A 15,011-nucleotide genomic window follows, 5' to 3' on the forward strand; every position below is an offset into this window, starting at 1 on the left:
CCGTGACTTTGCGTCGTGCCGGTATCAGACGCCGATCGCGGCGTGCCAGAGCGCCGTCTCCGGCAGGACCAGCAGGGCCGCGAAGGCGAGCGCGATGCCGTAGGGGACGCCCTCGTTGGCGGCATGGAGCCGGCGGACCCACGGCCAGTTTTCGGCAAGGGCGGGCAGCGGGCCGGAGCGCAGCATGAGAATGATGATCGTGAGAAGGCCGCCGAGAATGCCGGCGATCGAAAGGTAGGGCATGAGCTGATCGAAGCCGAACCACAAGGCCGTCGCCGCGGCGAGCTTGGCGTCGCCGCCGCCGATCCAGCCTGCTGCGAACAGCCCGAAGGCGATCAGAAGGACCAGCGCCCCCGCGGCCAGATGCCAGCCGATCTCGGACAGGCTGAGGCCGAGCAGCACGGCGCACAGGGCGAAGGAGGCCACCAGGAACAGGCAGAGCCGGTTCGAAATCGTCATGGAGACGAGGTCGCTGACGGCGGCATAGGCCATCGCGAGCGGGAAAACGCCGAGCAGGACGATCAGGGAAAGCGACATGGCATGGTCCAATCAGCAATCCACCACAGAGTGACAGCCATCCCTCACCAAAGCCTTACGGATTTGCGGAGAATGGCCTCCGGAATGCAGAACGCCCCGGCCTGGGGCCGGGGCGTTCGCTGGCAGCTTGGAACCGGCGGTTCCAGAACACTCGATTAGGAGATGTTGAGCTTGCTCTGGATGTGCTGGAAGAGCGCCTCGAGCTTCGTGCCGACGGCGGTCATGCCGACGATGGCGGCGACGGCGACGAGGGCCGCGATCAGGCCGTACTCGATGGCGGTGGCGCCCGACTCGTCCTTGACGAAGCGCTTGAAAACGTTGGTCATGCTGGAACTCCTTTACACCACGGTTTGACGGCTGCCTGTGCTCTGAGGTGGCTTCGGTCAGCGACAGGAGTGACATTAGCGCGCTCATCTTGCTGATCGGTTAAGCGGATTGAAGAATTGGCTGCTTTGCCGGGACGTTATTTCTGTAGTTAACGCCTGCTTTAACAGGCTTAAATTGAGGATGGTCCTGCGAACAGAGCTCGATAGCTGAGAAATTGTCGGTAAACAGGCCGTTTATCGGCTTGAATGACATCGATTTAGTTTGGGGTCGCTCGACTGTGAACCGTAATGCGTATCGGTGTTCCGTTGCGACAAGTTGTGGCCGGCGGCGTGAAATCGCTGCTCTGCGTGTGCTTAGGATTTGATTCATCATTTTGGGCTTCACTGGCAGGGTCGCAAAGCTTGAGGCGCCGCCATGTTGATCATCCGTGCTCCCGAGGGGCGGCGCTGGCTCACCCGCTGGGCGGCCGCGACAGCCTTGGCGATCGCTGCTTGCGGTGGTGCTGACGCTGCGCCGCAGCGGGCGCAATCCGATGCCGTCATCGTCACGGTCGACCATGCGAAGGTCGTACGGCTGCCCGAGAAGGCGCAGACGGTCGTTGTCGGCAATCCCGCCATCGCGGATGTCTCCGTCCAGCGCAATGGCGTCATGATCGTCACCGGCAAGAGCTTCGGGGTGACCAACCTGATCGCGCTCGATGCCAACGGGGCGCTCCTCGCGGAATCGCTGGTGCGGGTCGGCAAGGCGTCTGATGAGGTTCTGACGGTGCAGCGGGGCATGGATCGCGAGAGCTATTCCTGCAATCCCGAGTGCCAGCCCTCTGTCCAGATGGGCGACGAGAGCAGGTTCTTCGCAAATACGTCGGGACAGGCGACGGCCCGCAATGCGCTGGCGACCACGGCCGGGCGGAACTAACGATGGGCGTCTATCAGGTACGCGCGCGCGAGGGCGCCCATGCCTGGCTCGGCTCGCCGGCGATGGTTAGCGAAAGCTTCACGCTGCTTCCGGCTGGCCGGCGCCGCCCCTAACCGATCTGAAATTCTTTTGCCTTAGAGATTCCGGCTAGAGCCGAAGCTCGTCGGGGCAAACGGATGTTCAAACGACCGCAAGATACTCCTCTGCTGGATCGCGGGTCACGGCGCAGCGGCGCCGGCCGCTTGCTGTTCCGCCGCTTCCGCCGCTCCCAGGACGGGGCGGCTGCGGTGGAGTTCGCTTTCGTCGCGGTTCCGTTCTTCGCGCTTCTCTTCGCGATTTTCGAAACCGCCCTGATGTTCTGGACCAACCAGGTCCTGGAAGAATCGGTCTCGCAGGTCTCGCGCTCGCTGGTCACGGGGCAGTCGCGCAGCATCTATACGGCCTCGACCGGTGCGGCGAATGCCGCGAAGTTCCGCGATAATATCTGCGCACTCGCGCCGATGGGGCTCATCGACTGCTCGAAGCTGGCCGTCGACGTGCGGGTTTACAGCAGCTTTGCCGATGCCAGCGCGGGAACCTCAGCGAGCAATCCCATTTCGGGGGGCGCTCTCAATACGAGCAGCTTCTCCTATACGCAGCCGCAGAAGAGCGACATCGTCGTGGTGCGCGCCGTGCTCGACTACAAGCTCTTCCTGACGAGCTGGGCCTCGGCTTCCCTCGCCAATATCGGGACCGGCCGGCGCGGCATCGTCGCGAGCGCCGCCTTCCGGGCTGAGCCGTTCTAGCGTCGTTGGCAGGGATGAGGGACATGCAGAGAAAGACGAGACTGCCGCTCTGGCGCCGGTTCTGCCGGGATCGAAAGGGCGTGGCGCTCGTCGAGTTCGCCATGACGCTGCCGGTGATGCTCATCGCCTATATCGGGATGGTGGAGGTGGCGCAGCTGGTGATGATCAACCGCAAGGTCGCGCAATTGACCTTCGCCCTCTCCGATCTCACGGCACGGGTTCAATCCGTCGCACCCGCCGATGTCGAAAGCATATTCGATGCCGGGCAGTCGATCTTGATGCCGTATGATCCCAGCAAGGCCAGCATGACCATCAGCAATGTCGTGATCGATTCAGCCGGCGTCGCCCGTGTCTGCTGGAGCAACCAGCGCAACAGCACGGTGCTGGCACGCGGCTCCACAGTGACGGTGCCCGACAGCGTCCGGATCGCCAACTCTTCCGTCATCATGGCGCGCGCGACCTATCGCTATACGCCAGCCGTCGGCTACGTCCTGACCGGAGAGCTCACGCTGGGCGGCACTCCGATCTACACGCGTCCGCGCAACGGCCTCGCCGGCGGCACGTTGAACATCGAACAAGTGAAGCGAACAGACGCAAACTTCTGCCCGACCTTCTGAAGCGGGATGCGATAAGGCCATCTCGCTGAGGGGTTGGGCGCTCTTCAGGGCGAGCGGGTGCCGCCGGCTACTGACGCCCGGCGTGCCAGGCCAGATTCCGTCGGCTTCCATTCCCGCAACGGCGCTTGCGGAACGTGCATCGTTCCGGTTGAAGCGACGGCTTCAGCCGCGCAGCACCATGCGTCCGGTCTGGACCTCATAGCCCTGGAGCTTGCTGAGGAAGGAATTGCCCAGGAGGCTCATCGTGAGCGCCCGCTCGGGCAGGACGACGGCCTCGACATTGCGCACGACGATATCGCCGAGCCGGATCTCCCGCAGGGTCGTCCTGAAGCCCACGACCGTTCCGTTGGCGGTGCTGAGCATCATCTTGCGCGTCGAGGCATCGTTCTTGATCCCGAGCGCGCGGGCATCGGCGGCGGTCAGGGCCACGATGCTGGCGCCGGTATCGACCATCATCTTGATGCGGTAATTGTCGACGGAAGGGTGCACGATATAGTGCCCGCGATAATCGGCGGCGACGGCGAGCGTCGAAGGGATGCGCGGCCCCGGAGCCTTCTGCTCCGCCGTGGCGGCGGCGATGGAGGGCGCCTCGCTCGTCATGCGCGGGGCGACCAGCTGCGTATAGGACAACGCCCCGACAGCCGCGGCCCCGGCCACACTCAACGCCCAGGTCAATGGTGATGTCGTCACGGCCCCTCCGGTCCTTCTGCCGGTTCTGCACGATGCGGGAGCGGGCCCTGACGAAAGATGAAGAGGTTGCGCGTATTTGCGCGCAACCGGGCTGTGGAGGCACGGGCGATTGCCGGCAGGCTTAACCCGGGCTTACCGGGCTGCTTCGCCCGCGAGCGTGGCGACCAGTGCCGCGATCTCGGCGGCTCGGGGAATGCTCGGCTGGGCACCGCGTCGCGTGCAGGCGAGAGAGCCGGCGGCGAGCCCGTCGCGCAGTGCCGCGCCCATCTCCTTGCCGGCCGCAAGCGCGGCGGCGAAGGCGCCGGCAAAGCTGTCTCCTGCCGCAACCGTATCGACGACCGCGACCTGCGGGGCTTCGAACCGATGACGGGCACCGTCGATCCAGGCGACGACGCCGGCCGCTCCCAGCGTCGCGATCGTGGCGATGCGCCGCTCGCCGTCGAGCCGGCGCGCGATCGCATCCGGGGCATGCTCTGGCCAGCCGAGGGCCTGCGCAAGCACCATCGCCTCGTGCTCGTTGACGATCAGCATGTCGAGCTGGTCGAGCAGGGCAGCCGACGGGGCCTCGGCCGGGGCGAGGTTGAGGATCACGCGCCCGCCGGCCCGCTTCATCGCGCGGGCGGCCTCCAGGCAGGCCTCCTCGGGAACCTCGCGCTGCAGGAGCAGGATATCCTCCGCCGCGAGCTCGAGCTGCCGCAGGGCATCCGGCCGCACGGCAGCATTGGCGCCGGCTGCGACGATGATCTGGTTGGCGCCCTCGCGATCCGTCGCGATGAAGGCGGCGCCGGTCGGCTGGTCGACCTGTGCGACATGATCGAGATCGACCCCGTCGGCGGTGAGCAGCGCCAGCGCGGTATCGCTGAATCTGTCCCGCCCGGTCGCGCCGACGAGCACGACATCCGCACCGGCGCGCCGCGCGGCGAGCGCCTGGTTGGCGCCCTTGCCGCCGGGATGCAGGGCGTAGCCCGGGCCGAGTACGGTCTCGCCCGGCCCCGGCAGGCGCTCGACCGGCGTCACGAGATCGATATTGATCGAGCCGAAGACGACGATCATGCCGGAAGATCCGTCGCGAGCCGCCGCACGCCCGCCACGAAGGCGGCCTCGGGCGAGATGAGCTGGAGATCGTGACCCCTTGCTCGCAAGCCGGCACCATAGCTCTCGGCCAAGGCGCCGTCCGCGACGAGGTGAACTTGCTGGCCCTTGCCGAACAGGGCCTCGGCGCCGGCGATCTCCTGACCGACCAGCAGCGCCGAGAGATAGGGGCCGACCGCGCCGCCCGCCATCCGGCCGGCGAGGACTTCGGTACGCGCCGCGAAGGCGGTGTTGAGCAGTCCGCCCGTCCGGTCGGCTGCGGCGCGGCCGCGCGCGGCACCCTCGGCCGTGTCCGCTTCGGAGGGCGCTTCCGCCAGCCGGGCGAGGATCGAATCGTTGCGCAAGAGCCCGTAGATCTCGCCGGTCATGAAGCTGGCGAAGCGGGTGATGCGGCCCTGTTTGATCTCGGCCCATTTCGAATGGGTGCCGGGCAGGCAGGCGATGCCGTCGCTCAGGCCGAGCCCGACGATCAGCGTTTCCTCGCCACGCATCACGTCGAAGGCGCCGTCGTCGCAGCTCAGGCCGGGCAGGATGGTCGCCGTCGTCGCGGCATCGAGCTCGGCCTTGATCGCGGCGGCCGCGATCTCGGCAGGCGAAGCCGGGCAGGGGACATAGCGCGCCTCGATCCAGCCATTGCGGCTGCCGACCATGCCGGCGAGCACGATCGCGGCATCGGGCGCAGCCTCGCGGAAATCGCCGGCCAGCTCGGCGAAGGCTTCCGGATAGCCGCCGGCCGGAACCGACTGGATGCCGCGATCGGCGATGCGCCGCTCAAGCACCGCGCCCGTCCCCGAGATCAGGAAGGCGCGCGCGCGGGTCGTTCCCCAGTCGAGCGCGATCAGAGGTTTGGGCATGGCAGGCTCCGGCAGCAGCATCGGACCGAAAAGTGGAAGCCACTTTTCGGAAGAATCCGATGCGACAAAACATGTATGGATCGCCGTCATCGCATCCGACAGGGCGCGCGGCGATCCAGGGCGCGCGACTGTCTCTGCCGCGCCCGGCCCGGTCAAGGGCCGGAGGTTGGAAGCCTTGTGCAAGCTTCGACTTCCCGGCAACCCTGCGATCAGGGATCACGAGGACGAATCGGAAAAGCCGGATGCTCGAACTGCAAGCGGGCGGCCTCGACGCCGTCATCCATCCCGAGATGGGCGGCATCGTCTCCTCCCTGAGCTGGCGCGGGCCGGGCGGGCGGCGCTATGACGTGCTCTACCCACCCGCCGGGCGGCAACCGGGCACGACCTCGCCGAACTTTTTCGGGACATGGGCGCTGCTGCCTTTCGCCAACCGCGCCTTCGATTGCGTCGTCGACGATGGCGAGCAGCGCTTCCTCGTCCCGCAGAACGATCCGGGCGGCGCCATTCACGGCTTCGGCTGGCAGGCGTCCTGGGATGTCCTGCGGTATGACCGTGGCCATACCGTCCTCGAACACCGTCGCGCGGACGGCGAGGACCCTTATCGCTACCGGGCGCGGCAGGATATCAGCCTCGACGAGGCCGGTATGACCATCCGGATGGCGATCACCAATGAAGCGACGACGGCACTACCGTTCGGCATGGGGCACCATCCCTGGTTTCCCTGCGCAACGGATACCCGCCTCGTCATGCGCAGCACCGGCGCGCTGGTCTTCGGGGAGGCCTTCCGCGCGACGGGCCAGCAGGCCTTCGCCGCTGGCGGGCCTTATGCCGAAGCGCATCCCTTCCGCGCGGAGACGGTGACCGCCTGGAGCTTCCTCGGCTGGGACGGCATTGCGAGGATCGAGACGCCCTCGACCGGTCTCGCCATCACCTTGACTGCGAGCGACAATCTCGGCTGCCCGGTGGTCTGGGCGCCGGCAGGCGCGGATTTCCTTTGCGTCGAGCCGCAAAGCCACGCCATCGGCGCGCCGAGCGAGCCGGCGGCACGCGCCGCCGCACCGCTCCAGCGGCTGGCGCCGGGCGAGACGCTGGAATGCTGGCTCAGGATCGTGCCCGAGGCGATCTGAAGCATTTTCGAGCGAAGTGGATGCCGGTTCGCGTGAAGAAAATACGACCAAACAAGAACTTGGAAAGCCCCGTGTTTCGAAGAAATACGGGGCTTTCTGAAGCTTAGCGCCAGCCGTAGCCGTTCGGGTAATAGGGCTGGTAGCCATAGGCCCCGGCCGGCAGGGCGGGACGGAGCAGGATCTGGCCGCGTGCCGCTTCCCAGTCGCCGCCGCGCCGCTGCTGGGCGACGCTCGTCGCGTGATGGCGCTGCTTGGCCTTGGCGAGGGTCTGCTTGGAAGAACTCGCCTTCGCGAGCTTGGCCTTCGACGGCGAGGAGGCCTTGGCAAAGCGCGAGAGATTGTCAGGCGCGGCGCCGTGCAGCGCGATCTTGGTCTGGCTGGAGCCATGCTTCTTCACCAGGGCGAAGAGCTTGGCGGCATTGGTCGGGTGCAGGCGGATGCAGCCATGCGAGGCCGGCCGGCCGAGCGCGCCGACCGCCGTGGTGCCATGGATCGCATAGCCGCCACGGAAGAACACGGCATGCGGCATCGCGCCGCCGTATTTGCGGGAATACCAGTTCTTCTCGAGCCGGGTCGGACGGTAGACGCCGTTTGGCGAACGGAAGCCCTTGCGGCCGGATGAGATCTTCCAGTCGTGGACCTCGCCGTCGGTGGTGGTCACCTTCATGCGCTGGGCGACGATATCGACCCTGACATCGACGCCGGCATGGGCGGCGCCGGCGAAAGCCGACAGGATGAGGGCGGCCAGGATGCCGAGAACGCGACGCATCACACTCACTCCGAAAGACGCTACTGCTGGATGAGGCGTTGTCGAGCTCTGGTGGCCGCCGCCCTTGACTCTAGGAAAGCGCCGACGGCTCCGGCTTGTAAAGCCGGAAGGCGGAACGTGGTTTCCGGCGGCTCAGATCATCGGCAGCGAGGCGGGCTTGCGGCCACGCGGGAAGGCCGAGTCGATCCGGGCGATCTCGGCTTCCGAGAGCGCGAGATTCAACGCGCCGGCATTGTCCTCGACATGGGCGACCCGGCCGGCCTTCGGGGTCGCGAAGACGCTGTCGCTCCGCGTCAGGAAGGCGAGCGCGACCTGCCGGGCCGTCGCGCCGTGGCTTGCGGCGATCTCGGCCAGGACCTTGCCCGGCGCGCTGCCGGCAGCCGGGAAATCGTCATGACCGAAGGGGCTGTAGGCAACGACGGCGACGCCGTTCTGTTCGCACCACGGGATCACCGCATGCTCGATCGCGCGCTCGCGCAGATGGTAGAGCACCTGGTTGCAGGCGATCCTGCCCTTGCCGGCGGCGGCGAGCGCCTCGTCGAGATCGTCCTCGTCGAAATTGCTGACGCCCCAGGACAGGATCTTGCCCTCCTGCTTCAGCACCTCGAAAGCCGCGAAGGTTTCCTCAAGGGGGTGCGGGCCGCGCCAGTGCAGCAGGTAGCAGTCGAGCCGGTCGGTCCTGAGCTGCTTCAGCGAGCGCTCGCAGGCGGCCTGCACACCCCGCCGCGAGGCGTTGTGCGGCAGCACCTTCGATACGAGGAAAACCTCGTCGCGCCGGCCCGCGACGGCTTCGCCGATCAGCGCCTCGGCGCGGCCGTCGCCATACATCTCGGCCGTGTCGATATGCGTCAACCCGAGATCGAGCCCGCGCCGGAAGGCGGCGATCGCCTCGCGCCGGTCGCCCTGCTCGCTGTACCAGCTGCCCTGGCCGATCGAAGGGACGAGCGGGCCCGAGGCTCCGAAGCTGCGCTGCATGAGGCTTCCTCCGGCTAATCGACAGTGATCTCGAACCGCTCGTAGCGGATCTCGCCGTCATCGTAGCGGATACGCACGAGGAAGCTGTCGGCACCGCGATAGCCACGCTTCGAGGTATATTCGAAGGCGAGCGACGGCCCGACCTTGCCGTTGCAGTGCTGAAACGGGCCCGGTCCGTATTCGGCCGCGGCCTTGCGGGTCGCCAGCCGGACCTTGCCGTGACGGGGCGGCTCGGTCAGCACGCCCTTGGGGCGCGGAATCGGCCGGCAGCGATCGTCCATCGTCATGAAGGTCTTCTGCAGGAAAGTCCGCTTGCCGGATGCGACCCGTTCCGCGCTGTCGGCCTGCGCGGGAGCAGTCCCCTCGGTCGTAACGCAACCGCCGAGGGCGCCGCAGAGCAGCATGGCGGCGAAGACGGTCAGTCCGGGAACGGGCATGGCTTTCCCTCGATGCTCTATGTCGGCGGCGTGCCGTTATCCGAGAGCACTTCGCCCGCGAGATAGAGCGAGCCGCAGATCAGGATGCGCGGCGGCACCGGCCAGTCGCGCGCCGCGATCGTCCGCAGCGCCTGCTCCACCGAGCTGGCGACCTCGGCGACGAGCCCGGCGCCTCGGGCGGCCTCTGCGACCTCCTCGGCCGGGCGCGCGGCCAGCGAATTATGGATCGGCACGGCGTAGAGCGCCTGTGCCAGTCCCTTGAAATGGCCGAGCGTTGCGGCCGCGTCCTTGGTCGAGAGCAGTCCGGCGATCATCACCAATGGCGCCGGATTGCGGTCGGCGAGATCGGCCATGGCCTGCGCCAGCACCCGGCCGCCATCGGGATTGTGGCCGCCATCGAGCCAGAGTTCGGCGCGCTCCGGCACCAGCTCGGCCAGCGCCCCACGGGAGAGACGCTGCAACCGCGCCGGCCAATCGGCGTTGCGCATCCCGTTCTCGAAGGCGCTGACCGGCAGGCCGCCATAACCAGCCGCCCGCAGCGCCGCGATCGCGGTGCCGGCGTTGATATGCTGATGGCGCCCGGAGAGGCGCGGCAACGGCAGGTCGAGCAAACCGTCCTGATCCTCGTAGACCAGCCGCCCGCCGGCCTCGTGGACGTTGAAATCCTGCGCGCCGATCAGGATCTTGGAGGCGCCGGCGCGTTCGGCCGCCGCTTCCAGCACGGCGGTCGGCTCCGGCTCCTGCGGCGCGATCACGGCCGGGGCGCCGCGCTTGAAGATGCCGGCCTTCTCGCCGGCGATCTTGGTGACGGTATCGCCGAGATATTCGGAATGGTCGAGCGAGACGGGCGTCACCACCGTGCAGGCCGGGTGCGCGATGACATTGGTCGCGTCGAAGCGCCCACCGAGTCCGACCTCCAGCAGCAGGACATCGGCCGGATGCTCGGAGAAGAGCAGCAGCCCGGCCGCCGTGGTCATCTCGAAGAAGGTGATGGGATCGCCGGCATTGATCGCCTCGCAGCGCTCCAGCGCCTCGACCAGCTTGTCCTCGGCGACGAAGCGTCCGCCGCCGGGCGCACCCAGCCGGATGCGCTCATGGAAGCGCACCAGATGCGGCGAGATATAGACATGGACCGAGAGGCCGGCCGCTTCGAGGATCGCCCGCATGAAGGCGATGGTCGAGCCCTTGCCATTGGTGCCGGCGACATGGATCACCGGCGGGAGCTTCTTCTGGGGATCGCCGAGCCGCTCGAGCAGGGTCAGGATGCGGCCGAGCGAGAGGTCGATCAGCTTGGGATGCAGCGCCATGAAGCGCGCGAGCAAGGCGTCGGAAGACCCCATGGCGTGACGGCCCCCAGCCGTAAGCAAAAGTATTTTCGAGCGAAGTGGGCACCGGTTCGCGCGAAGAAAATGCGTCAGTACAAGAGATTAAAGCAGTTCCGCGGAACTGCTTTAACTTAGACGGCCTCGGCCACCGGACGCGCGGACGCCGCCTCTTCCTTCACGGCCGGCTGCTTCATCAGCAGGCGGCCAAGCCGGGCGAGCGTCTCCGGGAGGTCGCGGCGATGCACGACCATGTCGACCATGCCGTGATCCTTCAGGTACTCGGAGCGCTGGAAGCCATCAGGCAGCTTCTCGCGGATGGTCTGCTCGATCACGCGCGGGCCGGCGAAGCCGATCAGCGCGCCGGGCTCGGCGATATGGATGTCACCCAGCATGGCATAGGAGGCGGTGACGCCGCCGGTCGTCGGATTGGTCAGCACGACGAAATAGGGCAGGCCGGCCGCGCGCAGGCGTCGCACCGCGACGGTCGTGCGCGGCAACTGCATCAGCGAGAGGATGCCTTCCTGCATGCGCGCGCCGCCCGACGCCGCGAAGACGACATAGGGCGTCTTCTTGTCGAGCGCCGTCTCGGCGCCCTTCACAAAGGCTTCGCCCGCGGCCATGCCGAGCGAGCCGCCCATGAAGTGGAAATCCTGCACGGCCAGCGTCATCGGCAGGCCCTTGACCCGGCCATAGCCGATCTTGAAGGCGTCCTGCATGCCGGTCTTGGCGCGGGCGTCCTTCAGCCGGTCGACATAGCGCTTCTCGTCGCGGAACTTCAGCGGGTCGGTCGCGACCTCCGGCAGCGCGACGTCGAGCCACTTGCCGTCGTCGAAGGTCAGGCGCAGTCGCTCCGAGGCGGTGACGCGCATATGGTGCTCGGAGCCGGGGATGACGTAGCCATTGGCCTCGACATCCTTGTGGAACACCATCTGCCCGGAATCGGGGCACTTGATCCAGAGGTTCTCGGGGCTCTCGCGCTTAAACAGCGTCTTGATGCGCGGCCGGACGACTTCGGAAATCCAGTTCATCGGATGAATCCCTGATGGGTTGTCGGCGCTTGCGCGCCGTCACGCCGAAAATGGGGTCGCGCCTGCCGGCGGGCAAGCGGCGCGACCGTTGAACGAAACCGGGCTCAGGCCGCCTTGGCGACGGAGCGGATACCTTGGGCGAGCTCGCTGACCAGCGAGGTGACAGCCGAAACCGTCTTTTCCGTGGCCTTGCCCTGATCGTCGAGCGAAAGCCGGACGCGCTCGACCAGCGCCGAGCCGACGACGACGCCGTCCGCCCGCTTGGCGATGGTGGCGGCATCCTCGGCGGTCTTCACGCCGAAGCCGACAGCGACGGGCAGGTCGGTATGGCGCTTGATCCGGGCGACGGCATCGCCGACCGCGCCGTAATCGGCGATGGCGCCGCCGGTCACGCCGGTGACCGAGACGTAATAGACGAAGCCGGAGGTGTTCTGCAGCACCTTGGGCAGGCGCTTGTCGTCCGTCGTCGGCGTCGCCAGGCGGATGAAGGAGACGCCGGCCTTGAGCGCCGGCAGGCAGAGCTCCTCGTCCTCTTCCGGCGGCAGGTCGACGACGATCAGGCCATCGATGCCGACGCGGCGGGCATCCGCCAGGAAGGCTTCGACGCCATAGGCCCAGATCGGGTTGTAATAGCCCATCAGCACGATCGGCGTGTCATGGCCGGCCTTGCGGAAGCTCTCGACCATGGCCAGCGTCTTGCGCAGCGTCTGTCCGGCCTTGAGGGCGCGCTGCCCGGCGAGCTGGACCGGCACGCCGTCCGCCATCGGGTCGGTGAAGGGCACGCCGAGCTCGATCACGTCCGCGCCGGCTCCGGGCAGGGCTGCGAGGATCGCGCTGGAGGTCTCGAAATCCGGGTCGCCGGCGGTGACGAAGGTCACGAGCGCCGCCCGGCCCTCGCGGGCGCAGGCCTGGAAACGGTTCTGGATGCGGGTCTGGCCGGTCTCAGTCATGCCGCAGCGGTTAGCATGACGCGCGCCGGCTGGCGAGTGGCTTGCGCGTAGAGCGCGCCTGCGCCACATCGGCCGGGCATGCGCGCCTTCGACACGCCCCTTCCGATCGACGTTGTTCTCAACGATCTCGCCGCCGCCCTGCAGGCGCGGCCGAATGCCGTTCTGGTCGCTCCGCCCGGCGCCGGCAAGACCACGCGCGTGCCGCTTGCTTTGCTCGACGAGCCCTGGACCAAGGGTGGCAAGCTGATCGTACTCGAGCCACGGCGGTTGGCAGCGCGCGGCGCAGCGAACCGGATGGCGCAGACTTTGGGCGAGCGCGTCGGCGAGACCGTCGGCCTGCGCGTGCGCCTCGGCTCGAAGATCGGCCCGAAGACGCGGATCGAGGTTGTGACCGAGGGCGTCTTCGCCCGGATGATCCTCGACGATCCCGCGCTGGACGGCGTCGCCGCCGTGCTCTTCGACGAATTCCACGAGCGTTCGCTCGATGCCGATTTCGGCCTCGCGCTCGCGCTCGATGCGCAGGGAGGCCTGCGCGAGGACCTGCGCATCCTCGTGATGTCCGCGACGCTGGATGGCGCCCGCGTCGCAAAGCTGCTCGGCGATGCCCCGGTGATCGAGAGCGAAGGGCGGGCCTACCCCATCGAGACGCGTTATCGCAGCCGCGACCCGCTGAAGCGCATCGAGGATCAGGTCACCGAGACGGTTCTGCTGGCGCTCAACGAGCAGCCGGGCTCGCAGCTTGTCTTCCTGCCCGGCCAGGGCGAAATCCGCCGCGTCGAGGAGCGTTTGCGCGAGAGATTGCGCGATCCCGCCGTCGAGATCGCGCCGCTTTATGGCGCGCTCGACCAGCGCGAGCAGGATCGCGCCGTGCTGCCGGCGCCGGCGGGCAGGCGCAAGGTCGTGCTCGCCACCGCCATCGCCGAGACCTCGCTGACCATCGAGGGCGTGCGCGTCGTCATCGATTCCGGCCTCGCCCGCGTGCCGGTCTACGAGCCCGATATCGGCGTGACCCGGCTGGAGACCCGCCGCGTCAGCCGCGCCGCCGCCGACCAGCGCCGGGGCCGCGCCGGCCGCACCGAGCCAGGCGTCTGCTATCGACTCTGGGAGGAAGCCGCGACCGGCGCGCTCGAAGCCTTCGCCCGACCGGAAATCCTCTCGGCCGATCTGAGCACGCTCCTGCTCGATTGCGCCGCCTGGGGCGTGGGTGATCCCACCACGCTGGCCTTCCTCGACCCGCCGCCCGCACCCGCTCTCAAGGAAGCCCGCGCGCTCCTGAGCCATATCGGCGCGCTCGATGCCGATGGCCGCATCACGCCGGATGGGCGCGCCTTGCAGGCCCTGCCGCTGCCGCCGCGTCTCGCCCGCATGATCGTGGCGGCCGCGCGCTTTGGGCAGGCCGACATGGCCGCCGAGCTCGCCGCTGTGCTGGTCGAGCGCGGCCTTGGCGGCGATGCCATCGATCTCGCCGAGCGACTGGATCGCTTCGACCGTGAGCGTGGCGGCCGGGCCGGCGACATGCGCCGCCTCGCCGAGGGCTGGGCGCGAACCGCCGAGCGCAGCGTCGGCAAGGGGCAGGTTTCAGCCAGCGAGGCCCTTTCGGCAGGCCTCATGCTCGCCTTCGCCTACCCGGATCGCGTCGCTAGGGCGCGTGCGCCGAGCTCCGGCCAATATCTCCTCGCCAATCGCCGTGGCGGCGCGCTGGAGCCGTCGCAGCGCCTGGCGCGCGAGCCCTACATCGTCGTGGCCGAGATGACCGGCGCGGCCCAGCAGGCTCGCATCATGGCCGCCGCCGCGATCACGGAAGCGGAGATCGCGGCGCTCGTCGCCCATGGCCTCGCTCCCTTCGCCATCGCAGAGCGCGAGGAAGCGAGCTTCGACCGTGCCGCGCGCGCCCTGCGTGTCCGGGCTGTGCGCCGCTACGGCGCGCTGTCGCTGTCGGAACGGCCACTATCCGTTGCCGACAGCCCGGAGAATGCCGAGGCGCTGGCGAGGGGCATCGCGGCGCTCGGCATCGGCCTGCTGCCCTGGAGCAAGGGGCAGAACCAGCTGCGCGAGCGCGCCGCCTTCCTGCGCAAGGCCGAGCCCGAGGCCAGCTGGCCCGATCTTTCGGACGAGGGTTTGTCGCAGGAGTCCGAGCTCTGGCTGGCGCCGCATCTCGCGGGCCGCGCCTCGCTCGCTTCGATTCAAGCCTCTGATCTCGATTCGGCGCTGGTGGGCCTCCTGCCCTGGGAGATGAAGCGCCGGCTCGATCAGGAGGCGCCGACGCATTTCACCGCCCCAACCGGCTCCTCGCTCGCGGTCGACTACGCCGCCGAGGCCGGCCCGACCATCTCGGTCAGGGTGCAGGAGCTTTACGGGCTGGCGACGCATCCGGCTCTAGCGGGCGGGCGCGTGCCGCTCGTTCTGGAGCTGCTTTCCCCGGCGCATCGGCCGATTCAGGTCACGCGTGACCTGCCCGGCTTCTGGCGCGGTTCATGGGCTGCGGTGAAATCCGAGATGAAGGGCCGCTACCCCCGCCATCTCTGGCCGGACGACCCGGCCGCAGCACTGCCGACGACGCGGGCGAAGCAGCGCGGGACTTGA

At 68.0% G+C, this 15,011-nt stretch carries 16 protein-coding genes; 5 read left to right on the forward strand and 11 right to left on the reverse strand.

Annotation, left to right across the window (positions count from 1 at the left end; all coding sequences use genetic code 11):
• Positions 1-24 precede the first annotated feature (24 nt).
• Positions 25-537 (reverse strand): A24 family peptidase, encoded by a 513-nt coding sequence (locus NUV79_RS17260; RefSeq protein ID WP_257734337.1) that lies wholly within the window; start codon positions 535-537, stop codon positions 25-27.
• 155 nt (positions 538-692) lie between these two features.
• Positions 693-863, reverse strand: a complete 171-nt coding sequence (locus tag NUV79_RS17265) for a Flp family type IVb pilin (RefSeq protein WP_257734338.1) — start codon at positions 861-863, stop codon at positions 693-695.
• 415 nt (positions 864-1,278) lie between these two features.
• On the opposite strand from NUV79_RS17265, the gene NUV79_RS17270 reads away from it, so the two are divergent.
• The 3 genes from NUV79_RS17270 to NUV79_RS17280 all read left to right on the forward strand — a co-directional run bounded on the left by NUV79_RS17270 (position 1,279) and on the right by NUV79_RS17280 (position 3,181).
• The gene (locus NUV79_RS17270) at positions 1,279-1,779 is read left to right on the forward strand and encodes a pilus assembly protein N-terminal domain-containing protein (protein WP_257734339.1); all 501 of its coding nucleotides are present in this window, start codon (positions 1,279-1,281) and stop codon (positions 1,777-1,779) included.
• A gap of 242 nt (positions 1,780-2,021) precedes the next feature.
• On the forward strand, positions 2,022-2,564 hold the full coding sequence (locus tag NUV79_RS17275; protein ID WP_257734340.1) for a TadE/TadG family type IV pilus assembly protein: 543 nt from the start codon (positions 2,022-2,024) through the stop codon (positions 2,562-2,564).
• Positions 2,565-2,587: 23 nt separating this feature from the next.
• Complete coding sequence (locus NUV79_RS17280; protein WP_257734341.1) at positions 2,588-3,181, forward strand: TadE/TadG family type IV pilus assembly protein; 594 nt, start codon at positions 2,588-2,590, stop codon at positions 3,179-3,181.
• A gap of 162 nt (positions 3,182-3,343) precedes the next feature.
• On the opposite strand, the gene NUV79_RS17285 is transcribed toward NUV79_RS17280, so the two are convergent.
• The 3 genes from NUV79_RS17285 to NUV79_RS17295 all read right to left on the reverse strand — a co-directional run bounded on the left by NUV79_RS17285 (position 3,344) and on the right by NUV79_RS17295 (position 5,817).
• Positions 3,344-3,871, reverse strand: a complete 528-nt coding sequence (locus tag NUV79_RS17285; RefSeq protein ID WP_257734342.1) for a retropepsin-like aspartic protease family protein — start codon at positions 3,869-3,871, stop codon at positions 3,344-3,346.
• 132 nt (positions 3,872-4,003) lie between these two features.
• The gene (locus NUV79_RS17290; RefSeq protein ID WP_257734343.1) at positions 4,004-4,924 is read right to left on the reverse strand and encodes a ribokinase; all 921 of its coding nucleotides are present in this window, start codon (positions 4,922-4,924) and stop codon (positions 4,004-4,006) included.
• Positions 4,921-5,817 (reverse strand): 2-dehydro-3-deoxygalactonokinase, encoded by an 897-nt coding sequence (locus NUV79_RS17295; protein ID WP_257734344.1) that lies wholly within the window; start codon positions 5,815-5,817, stop codon positions 4,921-4,923. Before NUV79_RS17295 ends, NUV79_RS17290 begins: the two co-directional genes overlap by 4 nt.
• A gap of 242 nt (positions 5,818-6,059) precedes the next feature.
• On the opposite strand from NUV79_RS17295, the gene NUV79_RS17300 reads away from it, so the two are divergent.
• Positions 6,060-6,944, forward strand: coding sequence for an aldose epimerase family protein (locus NUV79_RS17300; protein ID WP_257734345.1), 885 nt, complete (start codon positions 6,060-6,062; stop codon positions 6,942-6,944).
• Between the two features lie 103 nt (positions 6,945-7,047).
• Here NUV79_RS17300 and NUV79_RS17305 read toward each other — a convergent pair whose 3' ends face one another.
• The 6 genes from NUV79_RS17305 to trpA all read right to left on the reverse strand — a co-directional run bounded on the left by NUV79_RS17305 (position 7,048) and on the right by trpA (position 12,428).
• Positions 7,048-7,713 carry a L,D-transpeptidase gene (locus NUV79_RS17305; RefSeq protein ID WP_257734346.1) on the reverse strand — a complete coding sequence of 222 codons (666 nt, stop codon included), beginning with the start codon at positions 7,711-7,713 and terminating at the stop codon, positions 7,048-7,050.
• A gap of 132 nt (positions 7,714-7,845) precedes the next feature.
• Positions 7,846-8,688, reverse strand: coding sequence for an aldo/keto reductase (locus tag NUV79_RS17310; protein ID WP_257734347.1), 843 nt, complete (start codon positions 8,686-8,688; stop codon positions 7,846-7,848).
• A 14-nt stretch (positions 8,689-8,702) separates the two neighbouring features.
• Positions 8,703-9,125: a hypothetical protein gene (locus NUV79_RS17315; protein ID WP_257734348.1), complete on the reverse strand. Its 423-nt coding sequence runs from the start codon at positions 9,123-9,125 to the stop codon at positions 8,703-8,705.
• Between the two features lie 17 nt (positions 9,126-9,142).
• Positions 9,143-10,465 (reverse strand): bifunctional folylpolyglutamate synthase/dihydrofolate synthase, encoded by a 1,323-nt coding sequence (locus NUV79_RS17320; protein ID WP_257734349.1) that lies wholly within the window; start codon positions 10,463-10,465, stop codon positions 9,143-9,145.
• Between the two features lie 116 nt (positions 10,466-10,581).
• Entirely contained in the window at positions 10,582-11,478 is an 897-nt protein-coding gene (accD, locus tag NUV79_RS17325; protein WP_257734350.1) for an acetyl-CoA carboxylase, carboxyltransferase subunit beta, read from the reverse strand.
• Positions 11,479-11,582: 104 nt separating this feature from the next.
• Positions 11,583-12,428, reverse strand: a complete 846-nt coding sequence (trpA, locus tag NUV79_RS17330; protein ID WP_257734351.1) for a tryptophan synthase subunit alpha — start codon at positions 12,426-12,428, stop codon at positions 11,583-11,585.
• Positions 12,429-12,506: 78 nt separating this feature from the next.
• On the opposite strand from trpA, the gene hrpB reads away from it, so the two are divergent.
• Positions 12,507-15,011, forward strand: coding sequence for an ATP-dependent helicase HrpB (gene hrpB / locus NUV79_RS17335; protein ID WP_257734352.1), 2,505 nt, complete (start codon positions 12,507-12,509; stop codon positions 15,009-15,011).

Origin of the sequence: Allobosea sp. 47.2.35, assembly GCF_024655635.1 — a bacterium.
In the GTDB taxonomy this organism is placed as follows: Bacteria; Pseudomonadota; Alphaproteobacteria; order Rhizobiales; family Beijerinckiaceae; genus Allobosea.

Excerpts from the sequence above, each read along its gene's own strand:
- NUV79_RS17260 (WP_257734337.1), bottom strand. The coding sequence starts at position 537 with ATGTCGCTTTCCCTGATCGTCCTGCTCGGCGTTTTCCCGCTCGCGATG.
- NUV79_RS17265 (WP_257734338.1), bottom strand. The coding sequence starts at position 863 with ATGACCAACGTTTTCAAGCGCTTCGTCAAGGACGAGTCGGGCGCCACC.
- NUV79_RS17270 (WP_257734339.1), top strand. The coding sequence starts at position 1,279 with ATGTTGATCATCCGTGCTCCCGAGGGGCGGCGCTGGCTCACCCGCTGG.
- NUV79_RS17280 (WP_257734341.1), top strand. The coding sequence starts at position 2,588 with ATGCAGAGAAAGACGAGACTGCCGCTCTGGCGCCGGTTCTGCCGGGAT.
- NUV79_RS17290 (WP_257734343.1), bottom strand. The coding sequence starts at position 4,924 with ATGATCGTCGTCTTCGGCTCGATCAATATCGATCTCGTGACGCCGGTC.
- NUV79_RS17295 (WP_257734344.1), bottom strand. The coding sequence starts at position 5,817 with ATGCCCAAACCTCTGATCGCGCTCGACTGGGGAACGACCCGCGCGCGC.
- NUV79_RS17300 (WP_257734345.1), top strand. The coding sequence starts at position 6,060 with ATGCTCGAACTGCAAGCGGGCGGCCTCGACGCCGTCATCCATCCCGAG.
- NUV79_RS17305 (WP_257734346.1), bottom strand. The coding sequence starts at position 7,713 with ATGCGTCGCGTTCTCGGCATCCTGGCCGCCCTCATCCTGTCGGCTTTC.
- NUV79_RS17310 (WP_257734347.1), bottom strand. The coding sequence starts at position 8,688 with ATGCAGCGCAGCTTCGGAGCCTCGGGCCCGCTCGTCCCTTCGATCGGC.
- NUV79_RS17315 (WP_257734348.1), bottom strand. The coding sequence starts at position 9,125 with ATGCCCGTTCCCGGACTGACCGTCTTCGCCGCCATGCTGCTCTGCGGC.
- NUV79_RS17320 (WP_257734349.1), bottom strand. The coding sequence starts at position 10,465 with ATGGGGTCTTCCGACGCCTTGCTCGCGCGCTTCATGGCGCTGCATCCC.
- accD (WP_257734350.1), bottom strand. The coding sequence starts at position 11,478 with ATGAACTGGATTTCCGAAGTCGTCCGGCCGCGCATCAAGACGCTGTTT.
- trpA (WP_257734351.1), bottom strand. The coding sequence starts at position 12,428 with ATGACTGAGACCGGCCAGACCCGCATCCAGAACCGTTTCCAGGCCTGC.
- hrpB (WP_257734352.1), top strand. The coding sequence starts at position 12,507 with ATGCGCGCCTTCGACACGCCCCTTCCGATCGACGTTGTTCTCAACGAT.